Here is a 19,120-nt window from a genome sequence, read left to right as displayed (position 1 = left end):
CATGGTTGATCATGAAGCTGTTGTCCCCGGCACCGGCGTGTCGTGGCGACAACTTCGTGGTCAGCGGCTGTCGGCGGGGGGTTCGGCGGCGCGGACGGCGTCGGCGTACGCCAGGGCGGCCCGGCGGAGGGCGGCCTCGGCGTCGAGGCCGGACTCCCGGGCGGCCGCCACCGTGGCCAGCAGGCTCGCGCCCAGCCGCGCCTCCGGGTCGACCTGACCCTCGGCGAGCGGCGGCGGCACGGCGAGCCCGACCCGGCTGGCGCGTTCCAGGATCTTCGCGGCCAGGGCCAGCGCCGGCTGGCTGAGCGCCACACCGTCCAGCACCGAACCGCTCGGCTTCTCGGCCCGCTTGATCCGGTCCCAGTTGGCGGTGATCTCGTCGAGGCTGCCCGCCTCGGCTCCGGCGAAGACGTGCGGGTTGCGGCGGATCATCTTGTCGACCAGCCCGCCCGCCACGTCGTCGACCGTCCACCGCTCGCCGTCGGGCAGCTCCTCGGCGAGGCGGGCGTGCAGCAGCACCTGGAGCAGCACGTCGCCCAACTCCTCGCGGAGCGCGTCGGTGTCGCCGGCGCCGATGGCGTCGTACGCCTCGTAGCACTCCTCGAGGAGGAACCGCGCGAGACTCTCGTGCGTCTGCGCCCGCTTCCACGGGTCGCCGCCCGGGGAGGCCAGCCGGTCCATGACCGCCACGGCATCGAGCAGGCGGGCGCCCGGCGGGTCCCACGAGCCGTACATGAGCTCCAGCTCGGCGAGACCGGGCTCCCGCGCCAGCCGCAGCCCCAGCTCCCGCGCGAGCGGCTCGTCACCCGCCGGCCCGGCCAGCCAGACCGCCGTCCCGTGCGCCGACACCGCGTCCAGCAGCGCCTGTGTCGCCGGGCCGTCGACCACGTCGACCCGGCCACCGGCCGCGCGGACCGCCACCGTGAGCTCGCTCTCCGCGCCGGTCAGCACGGGCGCCGACCGTACGACGTCCCACGCGGCCGCCGTCAGCAGCCCGGCCGGCAGCCGGGGCGAGGTGACCAGCAGGACGATCCGACCCGGCATCAGTTCTGCGTGCCGGGCGTCTCCTCGCCGGCAGTGGCGGCCGGCGGCTCCGGCGTCGAGATGTCGGTGACCGGGCCGCTGCGGTCGATGTAGGGCAGCGAGTAGAAGACCAGGCCCTGGGGACTGTTCACGAAGGACGGCACGCCGATCTCCTGGAACCGCGGGTTCACCGACGTGTCCACCCGGTCGGCCTCCTCCTCGAGAGCGGCGCTGACCGCGGAGGCGCTACGGACGAACCCGCCGTCGCCGAACGCCTGCCGGATCTGCTCCATGGAGAGCCCGGCGTCGATCGCCCCGGTCTTGGCGATCGCCTGGTAGACCGCCATGACCGCCTCGTCGTTCAGGTCGGCGGGCGGGAGCTGCTGGTTGAGGACCTGGAGGATGTCGACCCACTCACCCCAGAGCCGGGTGTACTCGGCCGTGGCCGGCACCCGCAGGCCCTGCTGCAACTGCTCGGCGCTGATCTGGTCGGGCACCTGCAGGTTCTTCGCGGCCGCCACCCGCTTGCCCAGCTCGAGGCTGACCAGCAGGTTGAGCACGTCCTGGCGCGTCACCGTGGAACGCAACTGCTCGGGCGACGGGCTCGCCCCCGTCTGGGACGCCTCCTGCCGAACGGCCTCGCCGTACTTCGCCTGCACGTCGTCGTAGATCTCGTCGACCCGCTGGATCGACCAGGTGGTGTCGCCCACGTACGCGGCGACGTCCGGCGCGGACTTCCCACAGGCGGTGAGGGAGAGGAGACCGAGGGCCGCGACGCTGGCGGCGGCGATCAGGCGACGAGCACGCATGTGCGCCACTCTCTCATGCCGAGCGGCGGCCTGTGACGCCCCCCACCCCTGCTCGCGTCCACGATGGCGTGCCCCGGAGCCCAGGCGGGCCGCCGGCCCCCGGCCGGCCGCCGGAGCCCAGGCGGGCCGCCGGACCTCTGCCGGCCGCCGGGGGCCAGCCGGGCGCCGAAGCCCAACCGCCCCCGGAGTTGAACCAGCCGCCGTGGCTCAGCCAGCCGCCGTGGCTCAGCCAGCCGCGGCCGCGAGGGCAGGTTCCCCGAGGACGTCGGAGAGGAGCTGGGCGCACCACTCCAGCAGGGCCTGGTCGCGCAGCGGCTCGCCGCCGACCCGGCGCGTGCTCGGCCGGGGCACGCTCACCTGGTCGGTGGCCTGCTTGTAGACGGCGTCCGGGTGGTAGCGCTTGAGCCGCATCTGCTTCGAGTCCGGCAGCGGCAGCGGGCTGAACCGGAGGTGCTTGCCCTGCATGCTCACGTCGGTGAGGCCGTACCGGCGGGCCAGCAGCCGGAACCGGGCCACCGCCACCAGGTTCTGCACCGGCGCGGGCGGCTCGCCGTAGCGGTCGGTCATCTCGGCGACCACCTCGCGCAGCCGCTCCTCGTCGCGGGCCTCGGCCAGCTTGCGGTACATCTCGAGTCGCAGCCGCTCCACACCGACGTAGTCGTGCGGCAGGTGCGCGTCCACCGGCAGGTCGATCTTGACGTCGGCCTCCTCCTCGGGGCGCTCGCCCTTGAACGCCTGCACCGCCTCGCCGACCATCCGCACGTACAGGTCGAAGCCGACGCCCTCGATGTGCCCGGACTGCTCGCCGCCGAGCAGGTTGCCGGCGCCGCGGATCTCCAGGTCCTTCATGGCCACGTACATGCCGGCGCCCAGCTCGGTGTGCTGCGCGATGGTGGCCAGCCGCTCGTGGGCGTTCTCCGTGAGCGGCTTGTCGGCCGGGTAGAGGAAGTACGCGTACGCCCGCTCCCGACCCCGGCCGACGCGGCCCCGGATCTGGTGCAGCTGGGCCAGGCCCAGCAGGTCGGCACGCTCCACGATGAGGGTGTTGGCGTTCGGGATGTCGATGCCGGACTCGACGATCGTGGTGCAGACCAGGACGTCGAACTCCTTCTCCCAGAAGCCGACCATGACCTTCTCGAGCGCCTCCTCGCCCATCTGGCCGTGCGCCACCGCGACCCGCGCCTCGGGCACCAGCTCGCGGAGCCGCCGGGCCGCCCGCTCGATCGACTCGACCCGGTTGTGCAGGTAGAAGACCTGGCCGTCGCGCAGCAACTCGCGGTGGATGGCCGCGGCCACCTGCCGGTCGTCGTACGCCCCGACCGCCGTGAGCACCGGGTGGCGCTCCTCCGGCGGGGTGGCGATCGTGGACATCTCCCGGATGCCGGTGATCGCCATCTCGAGCGTCCGCGGGATCGGGGTGGCCGACATGCTCAGCACGTCGACCGAGGCGCGCATCGTCTTCAGGTGCTCCTTGTGCTCGACGCCGAACCGCTGCTCCTCGTCGACGATCACGAGCCCGAGAGACTTGAACCGGGTCGCCGCCTGGAGCAGCCGGTGCGTGCCGATGACGATGTCCGCCGTGCCGTCGGCCGCCATGGCGAGCGTCTGCTCGGCCTCCTTCGGCGTCTGGAACCGGGACAGCTGCCGGATGGTCACCGGGAACTGGCTCATCCGCTCGGCGAACGTGTTGTAGTGCTGCTGCACGAGGAGCGTCGTGGGCACCAGCACGGCCACCTGCTTGCCGTCCTGCACCGCCTTGAACGCCGCCCGGACCGCGATCTCGGTCTTGCCGTACCCGACGTCGCCGCAGATCAGCCGGTCCATGGGGACCGTCTGCTCCATGTCGCGCTTGACCTCCTCGATGGCGGCGAGCTGGTCCGGCGTCTCCTGCCACGGGAAGGCGTCCTCCAGCTCCCGCTGCCACGGCGTGTCGGGGCCGAAGTTGTGCCCCTTGGACGCCTTCCGGGCCGCGTAGAGCTGGATGAGCTGCGCGGCGATCTCGCGGACCGCCTTGCGGGCGCGGGCCTTGGACTTCTGCCAGTCCGAGCCGCCCATCTTGTGCAGGGTGGGCTGCTCGCCGCCGACGTACCGGCTGAGCTGGTCGAGCTGGTCGGTCGGCACGAAGAGCCGGTCACCGGGCTGGCCGCGCTTGCTCGGCGCGTACTCGATGACCAGGTACTCGCGGCTCGCGCCGTTGACGGTGCGCTGCACCAGCTCGACGTACCGGCCGATGCCGTGCTGCTCGTGCACCACGTGGTCGCCGGCCTTCAGCTCCAGCGGGTCGATGGTGTTGCGGCGCCGGCTCGGCATCTTGCGCATGTCACGGGTCGAGGCGCCCCGACCGCCCGTGATGTCGTTGCCGGTGAGCAGCACGAAGCGGGACGCCTCGTCGACGAAGCCGGCGCTCAACGAGCCGCAGGTGACCAGCAGCTCGCCGGGAGCGGGAGCAACGGGCACGTCCTCGGTGAGCCGCGCGCCCAGCCCCGCGTCGCGGAGCACCTCGACCGCCCGCTGGGCCGGGCCGTGCCCCTCGAACACCAGCGCGATCGACCAGCTCTCCCCGGCCCACCGCTTCAGGTCGTCGACCACCCGGGCCGTCTCACCGTGGTAGAGCGGCGCCGGCTGGGCGGCCAGCGTCACCGCGATGGCGTCGTCCGGGGTGACGCTGACCTCCTCGGGCGCGTCCTCCCAGGGCTGGCGGGCCGGCGCGGCCTCCGCCTCGACCAGGCCGAACGGGGACAGCGTCCACCAGGGCAGGCCGAGCTTCCCGGCGGCCGCGCGCACCTCCGCGAGGCTGCGGAAGGCGGCGGCGCCCAGGTCGACCGGGGCCTGGCCGCCGACGGCGGCCGCGGCCCAGCTCGCCTGGAGGAACTCCTCCGAGGTACGCACGAGGTCGTGGGCGCGGGTGCGGATCCGCTCCGGGTCGCAGAGCAACACGTGGGTGCCGGCCGGCATGACGTCCAGCAGCAGCTCCAGGCTCTCGCCGCCCAGCAGCGCCGGGACGAGCGACTCCATCCCCTCGACCGGGATGCCCTCCGCGAGCTTGTCGAGGATCTCGGCCAGCTCCGGGTGCCGCTCGGCCAGCGCCGCGGCCCGCCGGCGCACCTCGGGGGTGAGCAGCAGCTCACGGCAGGGCGGCGCCCAGAGCTGGGTGACCTGCTCGATGGTGCGCTGGTCGGCGACCGCGAAGGTGCGGATCTCCTCCACCTCGTCGCCCCAGAACTCGACCCGGGACGGGTGCTCGTCGGTGGGCGGGAAGACGTCGAGGATGCCGCCGCGCACCGCGTACTCGCCGCGCTTCGTGACCAGGTCGACCCGGGCGTACGCCATGTCGGTGAGCCGGCGCGCGACCTCCTCGAGGTCGGCCTCCGCGCCCGGGGCGAGCTGCACCGGCTCCAGGTCTCCGAGACCCTTGAGCTGCGGTTGCAGCAGCGAGCGGACCGGGGCCACCACCACGCGCAGCGGGCCGGTGCGCCCGTGCGCGTCGGCCGACTCCGGGTGGGCCAGCCGGCGGAGGACGGCGAGTCGCCGGCCGACCGTGTCCGACCGCGGCGACAGACGCTCGTGCGGCAGGGTCTCCCAGGACGGATAGACCGCCACCTGCTCGGCGGGCAGCAGGCTGCCCAGCGCGGCGGCCAGGTCGTCGGCCTCTCGCGTCGTCGCCGTGACCGCGAGCACGGGCCGCCCGGCGCCCCCCGCGCCGGCGGAGCTGCCCGCGTTGCCCGCCCGGCCCCCGTCGGCCGCGACGGCGGCCACGGCGAACGGGCGCAACGCCGGCGGCGCGGTGATGTCGAGCCCGTCGACCCGGGCGGCACCGGAGCGCGCCAGGTCACGGGCCCGGGCCAGCCCGGGATCGGCCAGGGCGGCGGAGAACAGTCCGGTGAGCATGCGATCACTTCCAGGGGAGTCGACGCGCGTGACGCGCTCGGGGCACACGAGCAGATCCCCCGCGTCCAGCCGGACGGGGGGTGCACGATCACCAGCCTATCTCCGCAGACCGACACCGGCCCGTTTCCGCCCGGCCTGTCACCTGCCCGCCGCCCGGCGCTCCACACGGCGGCCGTCCGGCGCCCGGCCACAACGGGCCGCTGCCCGGGCAGCGGCCCGGCCGTCAGCGGCCGGGCCGGCCGCCGCCGCGCCCAAGATCCGCGCAACATCCCGGAAGTAGTGGCCCCGAAGCGGGCGGAGGCCACTACTTCCCGGAAGTTGCGCGGATCTTCGCCGCGGGCCCCGAGGGAAATCCCGGCCCGCAGCCTCCGTGCGGCCCGGGGATCTTGACCGGACGCGGGATCGCGTGGTCGGGTTTCGGGGTGAGCGAGCAGTGGCGGGCACAGTTCGACGCGGAGGTGAGCTTCGCCAACGGTGGCGGGCTCAGCACGGAGGGGTTCCGGCTGGACATCCCCGGCCGGGAGATCAGTGACGAGGACCTGGGCGCGCTGCTGGTGCGGCATCTCGGCCTGCTCATGGTCGCCGAGGTACGCGTGCGGAACAAGACGATCATCCAGGAGCCGCACAAGGGCGGGCGCGGCGTGACCGGCGCGCAGCCCGCGGGACCGGCGACCGGCCGGCGCCTGGTGGAGTTGAGCCACGTGATCAGCGACGGCATGGTCACGTTGCCCGGCTGGCCGGGGCCACGCATCACCGACTGGTTGACCCGGGAGGCTTCCCGCGCGCACTACGCGCCGGGCACCGAGTTCCACGTAGGCAAGATCGAGATGATCGCCAACACCGGCACGTACGTGGACACCCCCTCCCACCGCTGGGCGGACGGCGCCGACCTGACCGGGGTGCCCATCGAGCGCCTCGCCGACCTGCCGGGGCTCGTCGTCCGGGTGCCGGCCGGCACCCGCGCCGTCGACCGGCTCCTGCTCGCCCCGTACGACCTGACCGGCAGGGCGGTGTTGCTGCACACCGGCTGGAACGCGCACTTCGGCACCGACCGGTACGCGGGCAGCGACGCGCCGTACCTGACCGGGGGCGGCGCCCGGGCGCTCGCCGACGCCGGGGCGGCCCTGGTCGGCATCGACTCGATCAACATCGACGACATGAGCCCGGCGGGCGGCGGCGAGCGGCCCGCACACAGCGTGCTGCTCGCCGCCGGCATCCCCATCGTCGAACACCTGACCGGCCTGGACGCGCTGCCGCCGGAGGGCTTCCGGTTCACGGCGGCCCCGCCCCGGGTCGCGGGCATGGGCACCTTCCCGGTCCGCGCCTTCGCGACCGTCGACGCCTGACCGACCCGAACGCCGAGGGCGGCGCCGTCAGTAGCGCACCGAGATCCGCCGTTCGACGGCGTCGACCCGGATCTCCCCGCCGTACGGGATGATCAGCTGCGGGTCGGTGTGGCCGAGATCCACGTCGAAGACCGTCACGGCGTCCGGGTTGTACGTGGCGAGCACCTTCGTGATCGCCTCCCGCTGCGCCGCGCACCAGGCCAGCCGCTGCTCCAGCGTGTGCGGCTTGTCGAACTCCCACGCCTTCGCCCGCCCCACGACAACCGCCCCGAACGCGGCGAGCAGCCCCCGCTCGCCCATGTTCCGGACGATGCGGAAGACCTCGGTGGCCGGCGGAAGCTCCTCCGACGTCTCGATGATCAGCACCGATCCGCTCAGCTCCGCCGCGGACGGCACCCGGTCGGCGGCCATCAGCCAGTGCAGGATCTCCAGGTTGCCGCCCCAGGTCCGCCCGGTCACCACGCGCTCCGGCCCCTGCCACCGCCAGCCCTCGCCGGGGAACATCACGGGCTCGACGGTCAGCGTGGTCGGGTCCCGCCAGTCACGCGGCTCGTCGCCCCACTCCTTGGCGGGCGTCAGCTCGTACCAGTCGGACGAGAACAGCGCGGCGCGCAGCGAGTCGAAGGTCGACGGGTGCGGCGCGCCGGACCGGCCGAGGTGCACGAGCACCGACCCGCCGTGGTACGCCACGATGCCCAGCCGGTAGAGGTGGTTGAGCACGTTGGTGTTGTCCGAGTAGCCGTAGTACGGCTTGGGGTTGGCGCGGAGCACCGCGTCGTCGAGGTACGGGGTGACCGTGATCAGGTCGTCGCCGCCGACGGTGGCGAGCACGGCGGTGATCGACGGGTCGGCGAAGGCGGCGGTGAGGTCGCGGGCCCGGTCCCGGGGGTGTGCGCCCATGACCCGGGTCGTCGGGTACTCGACGGGCTCCAGGCCGAACTCCTCGCGCAGCCGGCGCAGCCCCAACTCGTACACGTGCGGGAAGACGGCCGGCAGGCCGGCGGAGGGCGAGACGATCGCGACCCGGTCGCCGGGGCGCGGCTTCGGCGGATAACGCAACGACACCATGATCGGACGCTAACGGACGGGCCAAGGCGTTTTCACCGGGCGAATCGCCACAGAAGGAGCCCCGACAGGGTCCTGCTTCTGTGAAGGCGATAACACGGGTCCCCTCCTTGGATCCGCGCCCGCGCGGCTACCATCCAGGGGAGTCGGACAGCGCTGTCCTTCGTACGCACGTAAGGAGCGCCCCGTGACCGACCAGCACGACCACGACGGCCCCGACGCCGCCCTGCGCGCCGACATCCGCCGCCTCGGCACTCTGCTCGGCCAGACCCTGGCCCGCCAGGAGGGCCGCCCCCTGCTCGACCTCGTCGAGGAGATCCGCGCGCTGGTCCGCTCGGACGCCCCGACCGCCGCGCAGCGGCTCGCCACCCTCGACGTCACGACCGGCACCAAGCTGGCACGTGCCTTCTCCACCTACTTCCACCTGGCCAACATCACCGAGCAGGTGCACCGCGCCCGCGACCTGCGCCGGCGGCGGGCGGTCCACGGCGGCTGGCTCGACCAGGCGGCGAAGATGATCGCCGAGCGGGGCGTACCGGCCGAGGAGATCGCCGCGGTGGCCCGCCGGCTCGCGGTCCGGCCGGTCTTCACGGCGCACCCCACCGAGGCGGCCCGGCGGTCGATCCTGTCGAAGCTGCGCGCCATCGCCGACGAGTTGGACGCCGAGACCGCCAACGCGATCCTCTACGGCGCGAGCGACGAGGGCCCGGCCAACCGGCGGCTCGCGGAGCTGCTGGACCTCATGTGGCAGACCGACGAGCTGCGGCTCGACCGGCCGGACCCGACCGACGAGGCCCGCAACGCCATCTACTACCTGCGCGACCTCTACGCCGAGGCCGCTCCCCAGGTCCTCGACGACCTCGCCGACACGCTGCGCACCCTGGGTGTGGAGACCTCGCCGACCGCCCGGCCGCTGAGTTTCGGCACGTGGATCGGTGGCGACCGGGACGGAAACCCGTTCGTCACCCCGACCGTCACCCGTGAGGTCCTGCGGATCCAGCACGAGCACGGCATCCAGGCCACGGAGTCGGCGATGGAGCACCTCATCAACGAGGTCTCCGTGTCCCGGCGGCTGCGCGGGGTGTCGCTGGACCTCTCGGCCAGCCTCGCCGCCGACCTCGACGCCCTGCCCGAGGTGGCGCCCCGGTTCCGGCGGGTCAACGCGGAGGAGCCGTACCGGCTCAAGGCACGCTGCGTGAAGGCCAAGCTCGCCAACACGCGCGAGCGCCTGCGCCGGGGTACCCCGCACGTGCCGGGCCGCGACTACCGGGGTTCCGCCGAGCTGATTGCCGACCTGGAGCTGCTGCGCGCCTCGCTGGCCCGCAACTCGGGGCAGCTCACGGCCGTCGGCCGGCTCGCCTCCACCATCCGTACGGTCTCCGCGTTCGGCCTGCACCTCGCGACGATGGACGTCCGGGAGCACGCCGAGGCGCACCACGCCGTGCTGGCCCAGCTCTACGCGGCCGTCGGGGAGGTCTCCGACTACCCGGCGCTGACGCGGCTGGAGCGCACCAAGCTGCTCGCCGACGAGCTGGCCGGTCGCCGGCCCCTGTCCACGCTGGACACGCCGCTCACCGAGTCGGCCCGCAAGACGTTCGACGTGTTCGGCGCCATCCGCGAGGCGCAGGACCGGTTCGGCAACGAGGTCATCGAGTCGTACATCATCTCGATGACCCTCGGCGTGGACGACGTGCTCGCCGCGGTGGTGCTCGCCCGCGAGGCCGGTCTCGTGGACGTGCACAGCGGTCGCGCCCGGATCGGCTTCGTGCCGCTGCTGGAGACTCCCGGTGAGCTCAACGCCGGCGGTGAGCTGCTCGACGAGTTGCTGTCGCTGCCCGCGTACCGGGCGCTCGTGGCCGCCCGGGGCGACGTGCAGGAGGTCATGCTCGGCTACTCCGACTCGAACAAGGAGGCGGGGATCACCACGAGCCAGTGGTCGATCCACCGGGCGCAGCGCGCGCTCCGCGACGTGGCCGCCCGGCACGGGGTGCACCTGCGGCTCTTCCACGGCCGCGGCGGCACCGTGGGGCGCGGTGGCGGGCCCACGCACGAGGCGATCCTGGCCCAGCCGTACGGCACGCTGGACGGCGCCATCAAGGTGACCGAGCAGGGCGAGGTGATCTCCGACAAGTACACCCTGCCGTCGCTGGCCCGGGAGAACCTGGAGCTGACGCTGGCCGCGGTCCTGCAGGCCACCCTCCTGCACACCGCGCCGCGCCAGCCCGCCGAGATGCTGGAGCGCTGGGACGCCACGATGGACGTGGTCTCCGAGTCGGCGTTCCGCTCGTACCGCTCGCTCGTCGAGGACCCGGACCTGCCCGCCTACTTCTGGGCGTCCACGCCGACGGAGCTGCTCGGCGCGCTCAACATCGGCTCACGCCCGGCGAAGCGGCCGAACACGGGCGCCGGCCTGTCCGGGTTGCGGGCCATCCCCTGGGTGTTCGGGTGGACGCAGACCCGGCAGATCGTCCCGGGGTGGTTCGGGGTCGGCTCCGGGTTGGCCGCCGCGCGCGAGGCGGGGCTGGCCGACGTCCTGGCCGAGATGCACCGCAACTGGCACTTCTTCCGGACGTTCCTGTCCAACGTGGAGATGATGCTGACCAAGACCGACCTGACGATCGCCCGCCGGTACGTCGAGTCCCTCGTGCCGAAGAAGCTCCAGCCGATCTTCGAGAAGATCGAGGAGGAGTACGAGCTGACCAAGCGAGAGGTGCTCGCGGTGACGGCCTCCCCGGCCCTGCTGGAGAACTCGCCCGTCCTCCAGCGCACCCTCGCGGTGCGGGACACCTACCTGGAGCCCCTGCACCACCTCCAGGTCGCACTGCTGCGCCAGTACCGCGACTCCGGCGCCGCGGGCCGGGCCGTGGCCACGGCGCCGGGTGGCCGCCGCGCCCCGAGCGACGGTACGGCGTTGGAGCGGGCCCTCCTCACCACGGTGAACGGCATCGCGGCCGGCATGCGCAACACGGGCTGAGCGCACACCAGCCTGCGCGGTGCGCGGGGCCGTCGTGCGGGACGGGCGGGGTACCTACCTGGTGAGCCTGATGCCTCAGAGTCATAAATATGCCTCTGAGGCATCAGGCTCGCGGTGCGGTGGGGGTCCACCCCCGACGTTGCGGGCCGGGGCGGCGGGTCAGAAGTCGCCGCCCCCGAAGTCGCCGCCCCCGAAGTCGCCGCCCCCGAAGTCGCCGCCGCCGGCAGCGAAGTCACCGCCCTGGTCGCCGTAGTCGCCCTGGTCGCCCTGGTCACCCTGGTCGCCGTAGTCGGCGCCGTCGGAGAAGCCCTCCTGGTAGCCGGCCTCGTAGCCGTAACCCGGGTCGGCGAAGGCCGGCGAGAAGAGCGCGTCGGCGATGAGCATGCCGCCGAGCACCCCGGCCCCGGCCCCGAGGGCGGTCTTCCACCACGGCGTCGAGTACCACCCGGCCGGCACGGGGCGTCCCTGCCAGTTTCCGCCCGGATAGTAGTAGGGCGTCTGGTTTCCCGGCTGCGGGCCGGCCCGGTAGGTCTGCCCCTGGACGTTGACCTCGCGCTCCTTGGTGAGCATCCCGGCGCCCCGGGCGGCAGCCAGCGGCGGCAGCTCCGGGCCCGGGTCGATGCCCATCGCGGTCCGCGCCGCCCGGATGTACGCGAGACCTTCCAGCGCGGTCTCCCGGGCCAGCGCGAACTGGTGCGGGGTGTTCGCCGCCTCCAACTGCGAGCCGGCCGCGTTGTACCGCTCACCCGCGTCGGCGAGCGCCTGCCGGACCGCCGGGGCGTCCCCGTGCAGGTTCATCAGCTGCCCGCCGAGCCGCTCGTACCACCGCTGCGCCTCGGCGCGCGCGTCGGCCAGCTCGGCGGCCCGCCGGGACCGGCTCCCCCACCGCCACAACACCAGTGCACCTCCGAGCATCAGGATCAGGGCCACCCACAGGGCAACATCCATGATTCGAACGTACCCAGCGGGCGCTCGTCGTACCCGTTTGGCAAGCTTCAGTGATGGACTTCCCAACGCTGGCCGTGGTGGTGGTCTGCCTCGGCGTGGGCGGCGCGGTGGGCTGGCTCGCGGCCCGGTCCCGCTCCACCGCCGAGATCGCCCGCCTAGACGCCACGCTGCGGGCGACCCGGGAGGGCGAGGGGCGGCTCGAGCAGTCCATGCGGGCGCTGAGCTACGAGGCGACGGCCCAGTCCCAGGAGGCGGTGGCCCGGGCGGTCGCCCCGCTGCACGAGACCCTGCGTCGTTACGAGCAGCGGGTGGCGGAGCTGGAGCGCGACCGGGTCGACGCGTACGCCGAGCTGCGCGAGCAGGTCCGGTCGATGAGCGTGGTCTCCGGCGAGCTGCGCACCGAGACCAAGCAGCTCGTGGCGGCGTTGCGCGCGCCCCAGGTCCGCGGCCGCTGGGGTGAGCACCAGTTGCGCCGGATCGTCGAGGCGGCCGGCATGCTGGAGCACTGCGACTTCGCCGAGCAGGTCACGGCGGCCACCGACCACCAGGGCGTCCGCCCCGACCTGGTGGTCCGGCTGCACGGCGGCCGCTCGGTGGTGGTCGACGCCAAGGCGCCCTTCGACGCGTACCTCACAGCCATGGAGGCGCGCGACGAGCGGGGCCGCGACACGCACCTCGACGCCCACGCCCGGCACCTGCGGGCGCACGTCGACGCGCTGGCCGCCAAGACCTACTGGGCCGCGTTCGACAGCACCCCGGAGTTCGTGGTGCTGTTCGTGCCGGCGGATCCGTTCCTCGACGTGGCGCTCCAGCGCGACCCGACGCTGCTGGAGCACGCCTTCGCCCGCAACATCGTGCTCGCCACCCCGGCCACGCTCGTGGCGCTGCTGCGCACCGTCGCCTACTCGTGGCGCCAGGAGGCCCTGGCCCGCAACGCGGCGGCCGTGCACTCGCTGGCCCGGGAGCTGCACGGCCGGCTCGCCACGCTCGGCGACCACGTCGGCAAGCTGGGCTCGGCGCTGGGCGGCGCGGTGACCGCGTACAACCGGGCGGTCGGCTCGCTGGAGGCGCGGGTGCTGGTGAGCGCCCGCAAGCTCGCCGAGCTGGGCGTCTCCGACCAGGAGCTGGCCGCGCCGGCGCAGGTCGAGTTGGCCCCCCGGCAGCCGCAGGCGCCGGAGCTGGTCGACGCCCCCGACGGCGAGGCCGCGCCGCGCTGACCCCGACGGGGCGCGTCAGGCGCGGCGGGCGCTCTCCACGACGAACGGGGTGCCCTGCTGGCAGGTCGTCATCATGCCCGGCTCGGGCCGGCCGCTGACGGTCACCGTCGCGCCCGCGGTGAGCACGTCCCGGGGCCCACCGATCAGCAGGTAGCCGTCGAGCAGCAGGCATTTCGGCTCGACGCCCGGGACGACGGTGCCGGTCAGCGTGGTGGCGCCGACCGGCGGCGGCAGGGTGGGGCCGCCCGGGCTCTTGGGCGGGACGGTCGGGCGCACGGGCCCGCTCGGTGGCGGCGTCGGTCGCGTCGACGCCGTCGGTCCCGTCGACGCCGTCGGGGGCGGCGTCGCGCTCGGCGGCTGCTCGGTCACCGGGGACGCTCCCGTCGCGGTGGGGGTCGGGGTGCCCGTGCCGTCCGGGTCGCCGCACGCGGCGAGCGCGGCGGCGGCGACCAGTGCGAGGGCGGCGAGCCGAAGGGTCCTCATGCCGGTATCGGACGTGCCGGGGGCACGAGACGTTCCGCCCGGTCAGCCACGGGCCGCGGCGGCCCGCATGTCCCGCTTGAGCTCCTGCGGCAGCGAGAAGGTGAGCCGCTCGTTCGCGGTCGTCACCTCGTCCACGTCGGTGAAGCCCCGCGCCGCGAGGTGCGCGAGCACCTCCGCCACCAGGTCCTCCGGCACGCTCGCCCCGGACGTCACACCCACCGTGCGGGCGTCCTCCAGCCAGGCGTCGTCGATCTCGTGCGCGAAGTCGACGAGGTGCCCGGCGCGCGAGCCGGCGTCGAGCGCGACCTCGACGAGGCGTACGGAGTTCGACGAGTTGCGCGACCCGACGACGATCATGACGTCGCACTCCGGCGCGATCTGCTTGACGACGTGCTGCCGGTTGGACGTGGCGTAGCAGATGTCGTCGCTCGGCGGCGACTGGAGCATGGGCAGCCGCTTCTTGAGCCGGGCGACGGTCTCCAGCGTCTCGTCCACGGACAGGGTCGTCTGGGAGAGCCAGACCACCTTGTTCGGGTCCCGGACGGTGACCTTGTCGGCGTCCTCGGGGCCGTCGACGAGCTGGATGTGCCGGGGGGCCTCGCCGGAGGTGCCGATGACCTCCTCGTGCCCCTCGTGGCCGATGAGCAGGATGTCGTAGTCCTCGGCGGCGAACCGCTTCGCCTCCTGGTGCACCTTCGTGACCAGCGGGCAGGTCGCGTCGATCGCCTTCAGCGAGCGCGCCCTGGCCTGCTCGTAGACCTCGGGGGCGACGCCGTGGGCGGAGAAGATGACGGTGGCGCCCTCCGGCACCTCCTCGTTCTCCTCCACGAAGATCGCGCCCTGTGCCTCCAGCGTCTGCACCACGTGCTTGTTGTGCACGATCTGCTTGCGCACGTAGATCGGGGCGCCGTAGAGCTTGAGCGCCTCCTGCACGGTCTGCACCGCTCGGTCGACACCCGCGCAGTAGCCGCGGGGCTTGGCCAGGAGTACGCGCTTGCCGGTCCGCGAAGTCGCTTCAGCCTGAGTCACCCGCCCATCGTACGTGCCGCTCGGGAACCCGACATCGGCTGTGACCGTCCCCCACCGCCCCCGCACGCCGTTGATCATGAGGTTGGCGGCGCCGCCGGAGATCGACACCGCCGTCAACCTCATGATCAACGAAGAGGGGGTCGGGGGTGGGCCGTAGGGTGGGCGGGTGAGCACGGGTGAGGTGGGACGGAGCACGTCCGAGGAGCCGTGGCCGGTCCGGGTGGTCAGCCAGAAGGTGGGCGCCTGGATCGCGCGGCTCGGCTGGGTGTGGGTCGACGGGCAGGTGGCCCAGATCAGCCGCCGGCCGGGCGCCAGCACGGTCTTCCTCACCCTCCGGGATCCGTCCGCCGACCTGAGCCTGACCGTCACCACGAACCGGGACGTCCTCGACATGGGGGCGCCGGAGCTGCGCGAGGGCGCGCGGGTGGTGCTGCACGCCAAGCCCGAGTTCTACGCCGCCCGGGGCACGTTGAGCCTGCGCGCCGACGAGATCCGCCAGGTGGGTCTCGGCGAGCTGCTGGCGCGGCTGGAAAAGTTGAAGAAGCTGCTCGCCGCCGAGGGCCTGTTCGACCGGGCCCGCAAGCGCCGCCCGCCGTTCCTGCCCGGTCGGATCGGGCTGATCACGGGGCGGGCCTCGGCCGCCGAGCGCGACGTGCTCACCAACGCCCGCCGGCGCTGGCCCGCCGTGGAGTTCCGCACGGTCAACGTGGCCGTGCAGGGGCCGAGCGCCGTGCCGCAGATCGTCGACGCCCTCAAGGTGCTCGACGCCGACCCGACCATCGACGTGATCATCATCGCGCGGGGCGGCGGCAGCATCGAGGACCTGCTTCCCTTCTCCGACGAGGCGCTCTGCCGGGCGGTCTTCGCCTGCCGCACCCCCGTGGTCAGCGCGATCGGCCACGAGACCGACGCCCCGCTGCTCGACTACGTGGCCGACCTGCGCGCCTCGACACCGACCGACGCCGCCAAACGGGTCGTACCCGACCTCACCGAGGAGGTACGCCTGCTCGGCCAGGCCCGGCACCGGCTCGAACGGGCGGTGCGCAACCTGGTCGACCGGGAGGCGCACCGGCTCGACGCGCTGCGTTCCCGGCCCGTGCTGGCCCGCCCGCAGGTGATGGTCGACCAGCGGGCGACCGACCTGGCGGCGCTGCGACAGCGGGCCGGGCGCTGCCTGGACCACCGGCTGGCCGCCGCCGATGACGAGCTGCGACACACCCTCGCGCGACTGCGCGCGCTCTCACCGGCGGCCACGCTCGAGCGGGGGTACGCGATCGTCCAGCGCGCCGACGGCCACGTGGTGCGCGCGGCGGCCGAGGTGGGCAAGGGCGATCCACTGCGGGTACGCCTCGCCGACGGCGAGCTGGCCGCCACGGTGGACGGGTGACCCGTGTGCTGGGATGGAGCCGATGACTGACGAGACGAAGGCCGCCCCCGACGAGCGGCTCAGCTACGAGCAGGCCCGCGCCGAGCTGGCGTCGGTGGTGGAGCGGCTGGAGGCCGGTGGCACCTCGCTGGAGGAGTCGCTGGCGCTGTGGGAGCGCGGCGAGGCGCTGGCGGTGATCTGTCAGCGCTGGCTCGACGGCGCCCGCGCCCGCATCGACGCCGCCCGCCAGGAACAGAGCTCCTGACGGGCGGCGCCCCGGCCTTTCAGTTGAAGAGGTTGTACAGCTCCGGCGGGGCCTCGACGACCTGGTCCGCGGGCGGCTTCTGCGCGGCGGTCGCGTTGCCGTAGTCGGAGTACGTGATCTTCACGTCCTGGGCCTTCGTCTGGCCGGCCGCCGGGATCTGGATCACCAGCTCGCTGAGGCGGCCCTGCGGGTCCAGCTTCGCGGTGAACGGCACCGACTTGGCCTGCGCGCCCAGAGCCGTGATCACGTTGGCGTCGAGCGACCCGGCCTCGGCGGCCTTCGACACGTCGATCGTGCCGGCGTACGCGCCCTCGCCGGTCTGCCGGACCTCGGTGATGCCCTGGGTGAGCACCTCGCTGCCGGCCGGGTCGAGCTTGTCGAAGTCGAAGCCGAGGTTGCGGTTGCCCTTGATGCGGGTCTGGTCGAGGTGCTGGTACTTGCCGAGGTTCAGGCTCTGCTGGCCGGGCACGCTGCCGGCCGCCTTCCCGCCCAGGTCCACCTTTACCCAGCTGTCCGGCTTGGCGTGGATCACGTCGAGCGTCATCGACAGGTCCGAGGACGCGTCGCCGATCGACACCCGCATCTGGGCGCTCTGGCTCGGCTCGTGCACCTGGCCCTCGGCGGTGCTGCCGACCCCGCTCATGCTGAACCGGAAGTTGCCGCCGCGGATCGCCTCGGTGGAGGCGAGCAGGGCCTGCTTGGCGTCGCCGGCCACCGGGGACGCGGTGCCGCTGGCCGTCGACGTGGCCGTGGCGGTGCCGGACGCGGTGACGGACGGCGACGCGGAGGTGCCCGGTGCGCCGGCCGCGTTGCAGGCCGCCAGACCGGGGGTGAACAACGCGGCGGCCACCAGGCCGGCGCTCAGTCGTCGAAGAGTCATCTGTGTCTCCCAGGAAGGATCAGCTCGCCACTGTCTTGTTCCCTCCCGTGGAGTCCGGCAATCGCCCAGCCGTCGGGTTTCCCGATGGCCCCGGAAACGGAGAACGGGGCGGCAGCCGCCGCCCCGTTCCGGTCGTGCCGATCTACTTGAACATCTCGTACGTCTGGGCGGGCGCCTCGACCACCTTGTCGGCCGCCGGCTTCTGCGCGGCGGTGGCGTTGCCGTAGTCGGCGTAGGTGACCTTGATGTCGTGCGCCTTCGTCTCACCGGCAGCGGGGATCGAGATCACCCACTCGGTGAGCCGGCCCTGCGCGTCCAGCTTGGCGGTGAACGGCAGCGACTTGGCCTGGGCGCCCAGCGCCTTGATGACATCGGCGTCGAGGGAATCGGCGTCGGTCACGCCGGACACGTCCACCTTGCCGCTGTACGCCCCCTCGCCGGTCTTCTGCACCTCGGTGACGCCCTTGAGCACCATCGCGCTGTCGCCCGGGTCGAGGTCCTCCATGTTGAGGGTCAGGTCCCGCACGTCCTTGACCTTGGACTGGTCGAGGTGCTGGTACTTGTCCTTCATGGCGGCCGCACCGGGGATCATGGCCCCCAGCTCGCCCAGGTCGAGCTTCACCCAGCTCTCCGGCTGGATGTGGATCAGCTCCATGCCCATCTTCGTGCCGGAGCCGTCGTCCATCGTCATGGTGACCTGGGCGCTGTTGCTGGGCTTGTGCACCAGGCCCTGGCCGGTGACGCCGTCACCGGCCAGGGTGAAGGTGAAGTTGCCCTTCTCCAGCTCCTTCGTGGAGGCGAGCAGCGCCTCCTTCGGGTCCGCCGGTACGGCGGCGGCGGAGGAGTTCGCGGCGGCCGGCTCGTCCGCGTCGGTGCCCGAGTTGCAGGCGGTGAGGCCGGGGACGAGCAGGGTGGCGGCGAGCATGCCGAAGCTCCACCGTCGAATGTTCACGTTTTTCTCTCTTCGCTGTACGGAAATCGCCCGGGCGACGTACACGTCCCGGGCGGTGAGCCGGAGCAGCGTAACCGATCTTGCGGAGCTTCGGGGGGCGTGCCTCAGCGCAGCGACCCGGCGAGCTGGCGCAGCTCGCTCTCCCGCGCGTCGCCGACCACGATCACCGTGCGGTTCGGTTCCAGCAGCACGAACGCCTGCTCGTTGGCCCGGGCCGTGTACCGCTGCCAGTTCCGCCCCGCCAGGTCGGTCTGGCCCTGAGGCTGGGCCTTCTCGGTCAGCTCGGACGGCAGCAGCCGCTCGGCGGGCACGTTGCTCTGGACCAGCTGGGCGCCCTGGCCCTCCGGGGTCAGGTAGCCGAGCCGCAGGCTGCTCCCGTCGTCGACGGTCTGGTAGCGGGCGGTGACCGTACGCCAGCCGTCGCCGAGACCGGCCGGCTCGCTCACCGGGAAGGCGTTCGCCGACCGTGCCTGCTCGATGGCCGGCGCCGGGTCGACCGGGGTCGCCTGGTCGCCGCCGAGGAAGCCCCGGTAGAACGCCAGCAGCAGGGCGATCGGGATCAACAGGACGAGCAGCGAGATAGCCATGTCCTTCGGCGACCGGTCGGACCGACGGGCCTCGACGGCGGGCGGCGGCGCCGGCGGGTCCACGGGATCGGTCGCCGACGGCTCCCGCGGGACGGACGCCTCGGCCCGCCCGGCGCCCGCGGGCTCGACGAGCGCCGTCTCACCCGTCGGCTCGACCAGGGCCGGCTCGCCGGTGGGCGCCGGACTGGTCGGGACGGGCTCGGAGGGTACGCGGTCGGCGGGGTGTGCGGGTTCCACCCCTCCATTGTCGCAGCCCTCCCGACGGGCGGTATCCGGGCCATCACCGCC

General features: G+C 73.3%; 15 protein-coding genes. 5 read left to right on the top strand and 10 right to left on the bottom strand.

What is annotated here, in order from left to right; genetic code table 11:
- Window positions 1–60 precede the first annotated feature (60 nt).
- The 3 genes from ACSNOA_RS05970 to mfd all read right to left on the bottom strand — a co-directional run bounded on the left by ACSNOA_RS05970 (window position 61) and on the right by mfd (window position 5,720).
- Window positions 61–1,044 (bottom strand): nucleoside triphosphate pyrophosphohydrolase, encoded by a 984-nt coding sequence (locus tag ACSNOA_RS05970; protein WP_436656923.1) that lies wholly within the window; start codon window positions 1,042–1,044, stop codon window positions 61–63.
- On the bottom strand, window positions 1,044–1,832 hold the full coding sequence (locus ACSNOA_RS05965) for a hypothetical protein (RefSeq protein WP_436656922.1): 789 nt from the start codon (window positions 1,830–1,832) through the stop codon (window positions 1,044–1,046). The genes ACSNOA_RS05970 and ACSNOA_RS05965 overlap by 1 nt, the downstream gene beginning before the upstream one ends.
- Before the next feature lie 225 nt (window positions 1,833–2,057).
- Window positions 2,058–5,720, bottom strand: coding sequence for a transcription-repair coupling factor (gene mfd / locus ACSNOA_RS05960; RefSeq protein WP_436656921.1), 3,663 nt, complete (start codon window positions 5,718–5,720; stop codon window positions 2,058–2,060).
- Between the two features lie 422 nt (window positions 5,721–6,142).
- Between mfd and ACSNOA_RS05955 the strand changes: the two genes are divergently transcribed.
- Window positions 6,143–7,066 carry a cyclase family protein gene (locus ACSNOA_RS05955; protein ID WP_436656920.1) on the top strand — a complete coding sequence of 308 codons (924 nt, stop codon included), beginning with the start codon at window positions 6,143–6,145 and terminating at the stop codon, window positions 7,064–7,066.
- 27 nt (window positions 7,067–7,093) lie between these two features.
- Here the strand turns inward: ACSNOA_RS05955 and ACSNOA_RS05950 are convergent, their stop codons facing one another.
- Complete coding sequence (locus tag ACSNOA_RS05950) at window positions 7,094–8,134, bottom strand: S66 family peptidase (protein ID WP_436656919.1); 1,041 nt, start codon at window positions 8,132–8,134, stop codon at window positions 7,094–7,096.
- A 184-nt stretch (window positions 8,135–8,318) separates the two neighbouring features.
- Between ACSNOA_RS05950 and ppc the strand changes: the two genes are divergently transcribed.
- Window positions 8,319–11,105, top strand: a complete 2,787-nt coding sequence (gene ppc, locus ACSNOA_RS05945) for a phosphoenolpyruvate carboxylase (protein ID WP_436656918.1) — start codon at window positions 8,319–8,321, stop codon at window positions 11,103–11,105.
- 159 nt (window positions 11,106–11,264) lie between these two features.
- On the opposite strand, the gene ACSNOA_RS05940 is transcribed toward ppc, so the two are convergent.
- Complete coding sequence (locus ACSNOA_RS05940) at window positions 11,265–12,053, bottom strand: hypothetical protein (RefSeq protein ID WP_436656917.1); 789 nt, start codon at window positions 12,051–12,053, stop codon at window positions 11,265–11,267.
- Between the two features lie 53 nt (window positions 12,054–12,106).
- On the opposite strand from ACSNOA_RS05940, the gene ACSNOA_RS05935 reads away from it, so the two are divergent.
- Complete coding sequence (locus ACSNOA_RS05935; RefSeq protein WP_436656916.1) at window positions 12,107–13,270, top strand: DNA recombination protein RmuC; 1,164 nt, start codon at window positions 12,107–12,109, stop codon at window positions 13,268–13,270.
- A 15-nt stretch (window positions 13,271–13,285) separates the two neighbouring features.
- Here ACSNOA_RS05935 and ACSNOA_RS05930 read toward each other — a convergent pair whose 3' ends face one another.
- Together ACSNOA_RS05930 and ACSNOA_RS05925 are read right to left on the bottom strand one after the other, a co-directional pair.
- Window positions 13,286–13,753 carry a hypothetical protein gene (locus ACSNOA_RS05930; protein WP_436656915.1) on the bottom strand — a complete coding sequence of 156 codons (468 nt, stop codon included), beginning with the start codon at window positions 13,751–13,753 and terminating at the stop codon, window positions 13,286–13,288.
- A gap of 42 nt (window positions 13,754–13,795) precedes the next feature.
- A complete protein-coding gene (locus ACSNOA_RS05925) occupies window positions 13,796–14,782 on the bottom strand; it encodes a 4-hydroxy-3-methylbut-2-enyl diphosphate reductase (protein WP_436656914.1) in 987 nt (328 codons plus the stop codon).
- Window positions 14,783–14,948: 166 nt separating this feature from the next.
- On the opposite strand from ACSNOA_RS05925, the gene xseA reads away from it, so the two are divergent.
- Together xseA and ACSNOA_RS05915 are read left to right on the top strand one after the other, a co-directional pair.
- Window positions 14,949–16,169, top strand: coding sequence for an exodeoxyribonuclease VII large subunit (xseA, locus tag ACSNOA_RS05920; protein ID WP_436656913.1), 1,221 nt, complete (start codon window positions 14,949–14,951; stop codon window positions 16,167–16,169).
- Window positions 16,170–16,191: 22 nt separating this feature from the next.
- Window positions 16,192–16,413: an exodeoxyribonuclease VII small subunit gene (locus tag ACSNOA_RS05915; RefSeq protein ID WP_436656912.1), complete on the top strand. Its 222-nt coding sequence runs from the start codon at window positions 16,192–16,194 to the stop codon at window positions 16,411–16,413.
- A gap of 19 nt (window positions 16,414–16,432) precedes the next feature.
- Here ACSNOA_RS05915 and ACSNOA_RS05910 read toward each other — a convergent pair whose 3' ends face one another.
- The 3 genes from ACSNOA_RS05910 to ACSNOA_RS05900 form a co-directional block, all read right to left on the bottom strand.
- Entirely contained in the window at window positions 16,433–17,293 is an 861-nt protein-coding gene (locus ACSNOA_RS05910; protein WP_436656911.1) for a hypothetical protein, read from the bottom strand.
- 142 nt (window positions 17,294–17,435) lie between these two features.
- On the bottom strand, window positions 17,436–18,245 hold the full coding sequence (locus ACSNOA_RS05905) for a hypothetical protein (RefSeq protein ID WP_436656910.1): 810 nt from the start codon (window positions 18,243–18,245) through the stop codon (window positions 17,436–17,438).
- A gap of 104 nt (window positions 18,246–18,349) precedes the next feature.
- The gene (locus tag ACSNOA_RS05900; protein ID WP_436656909.1) at window positions 18,350–19,069 is read right to left on the bottom strand and encodes a DUF4245 domain-containing protein; all 720 of its coding nucleotides are present in this window, start codon (window positions 19,067–19,069) and stop codon (window positions 18,350–18,352) included.
- Window positions 19,070–19,120: the final 51 nt, after the last annotated feature.

Origin of the sequence: Micromonospora sp. URMC 103, assembly GCF_051386435.1 — a bacterium.
GTDB lineage: Bacteria > Actinomycetota > Actinomycetes > Mycobacteriales > Micromonosporaceae > Micromonospora.
The sequence above is the reverse complement of the archived record's forward strand: the minus strand, read 5'-3'. Positions and strand labels throughout refer to the sequence as shown.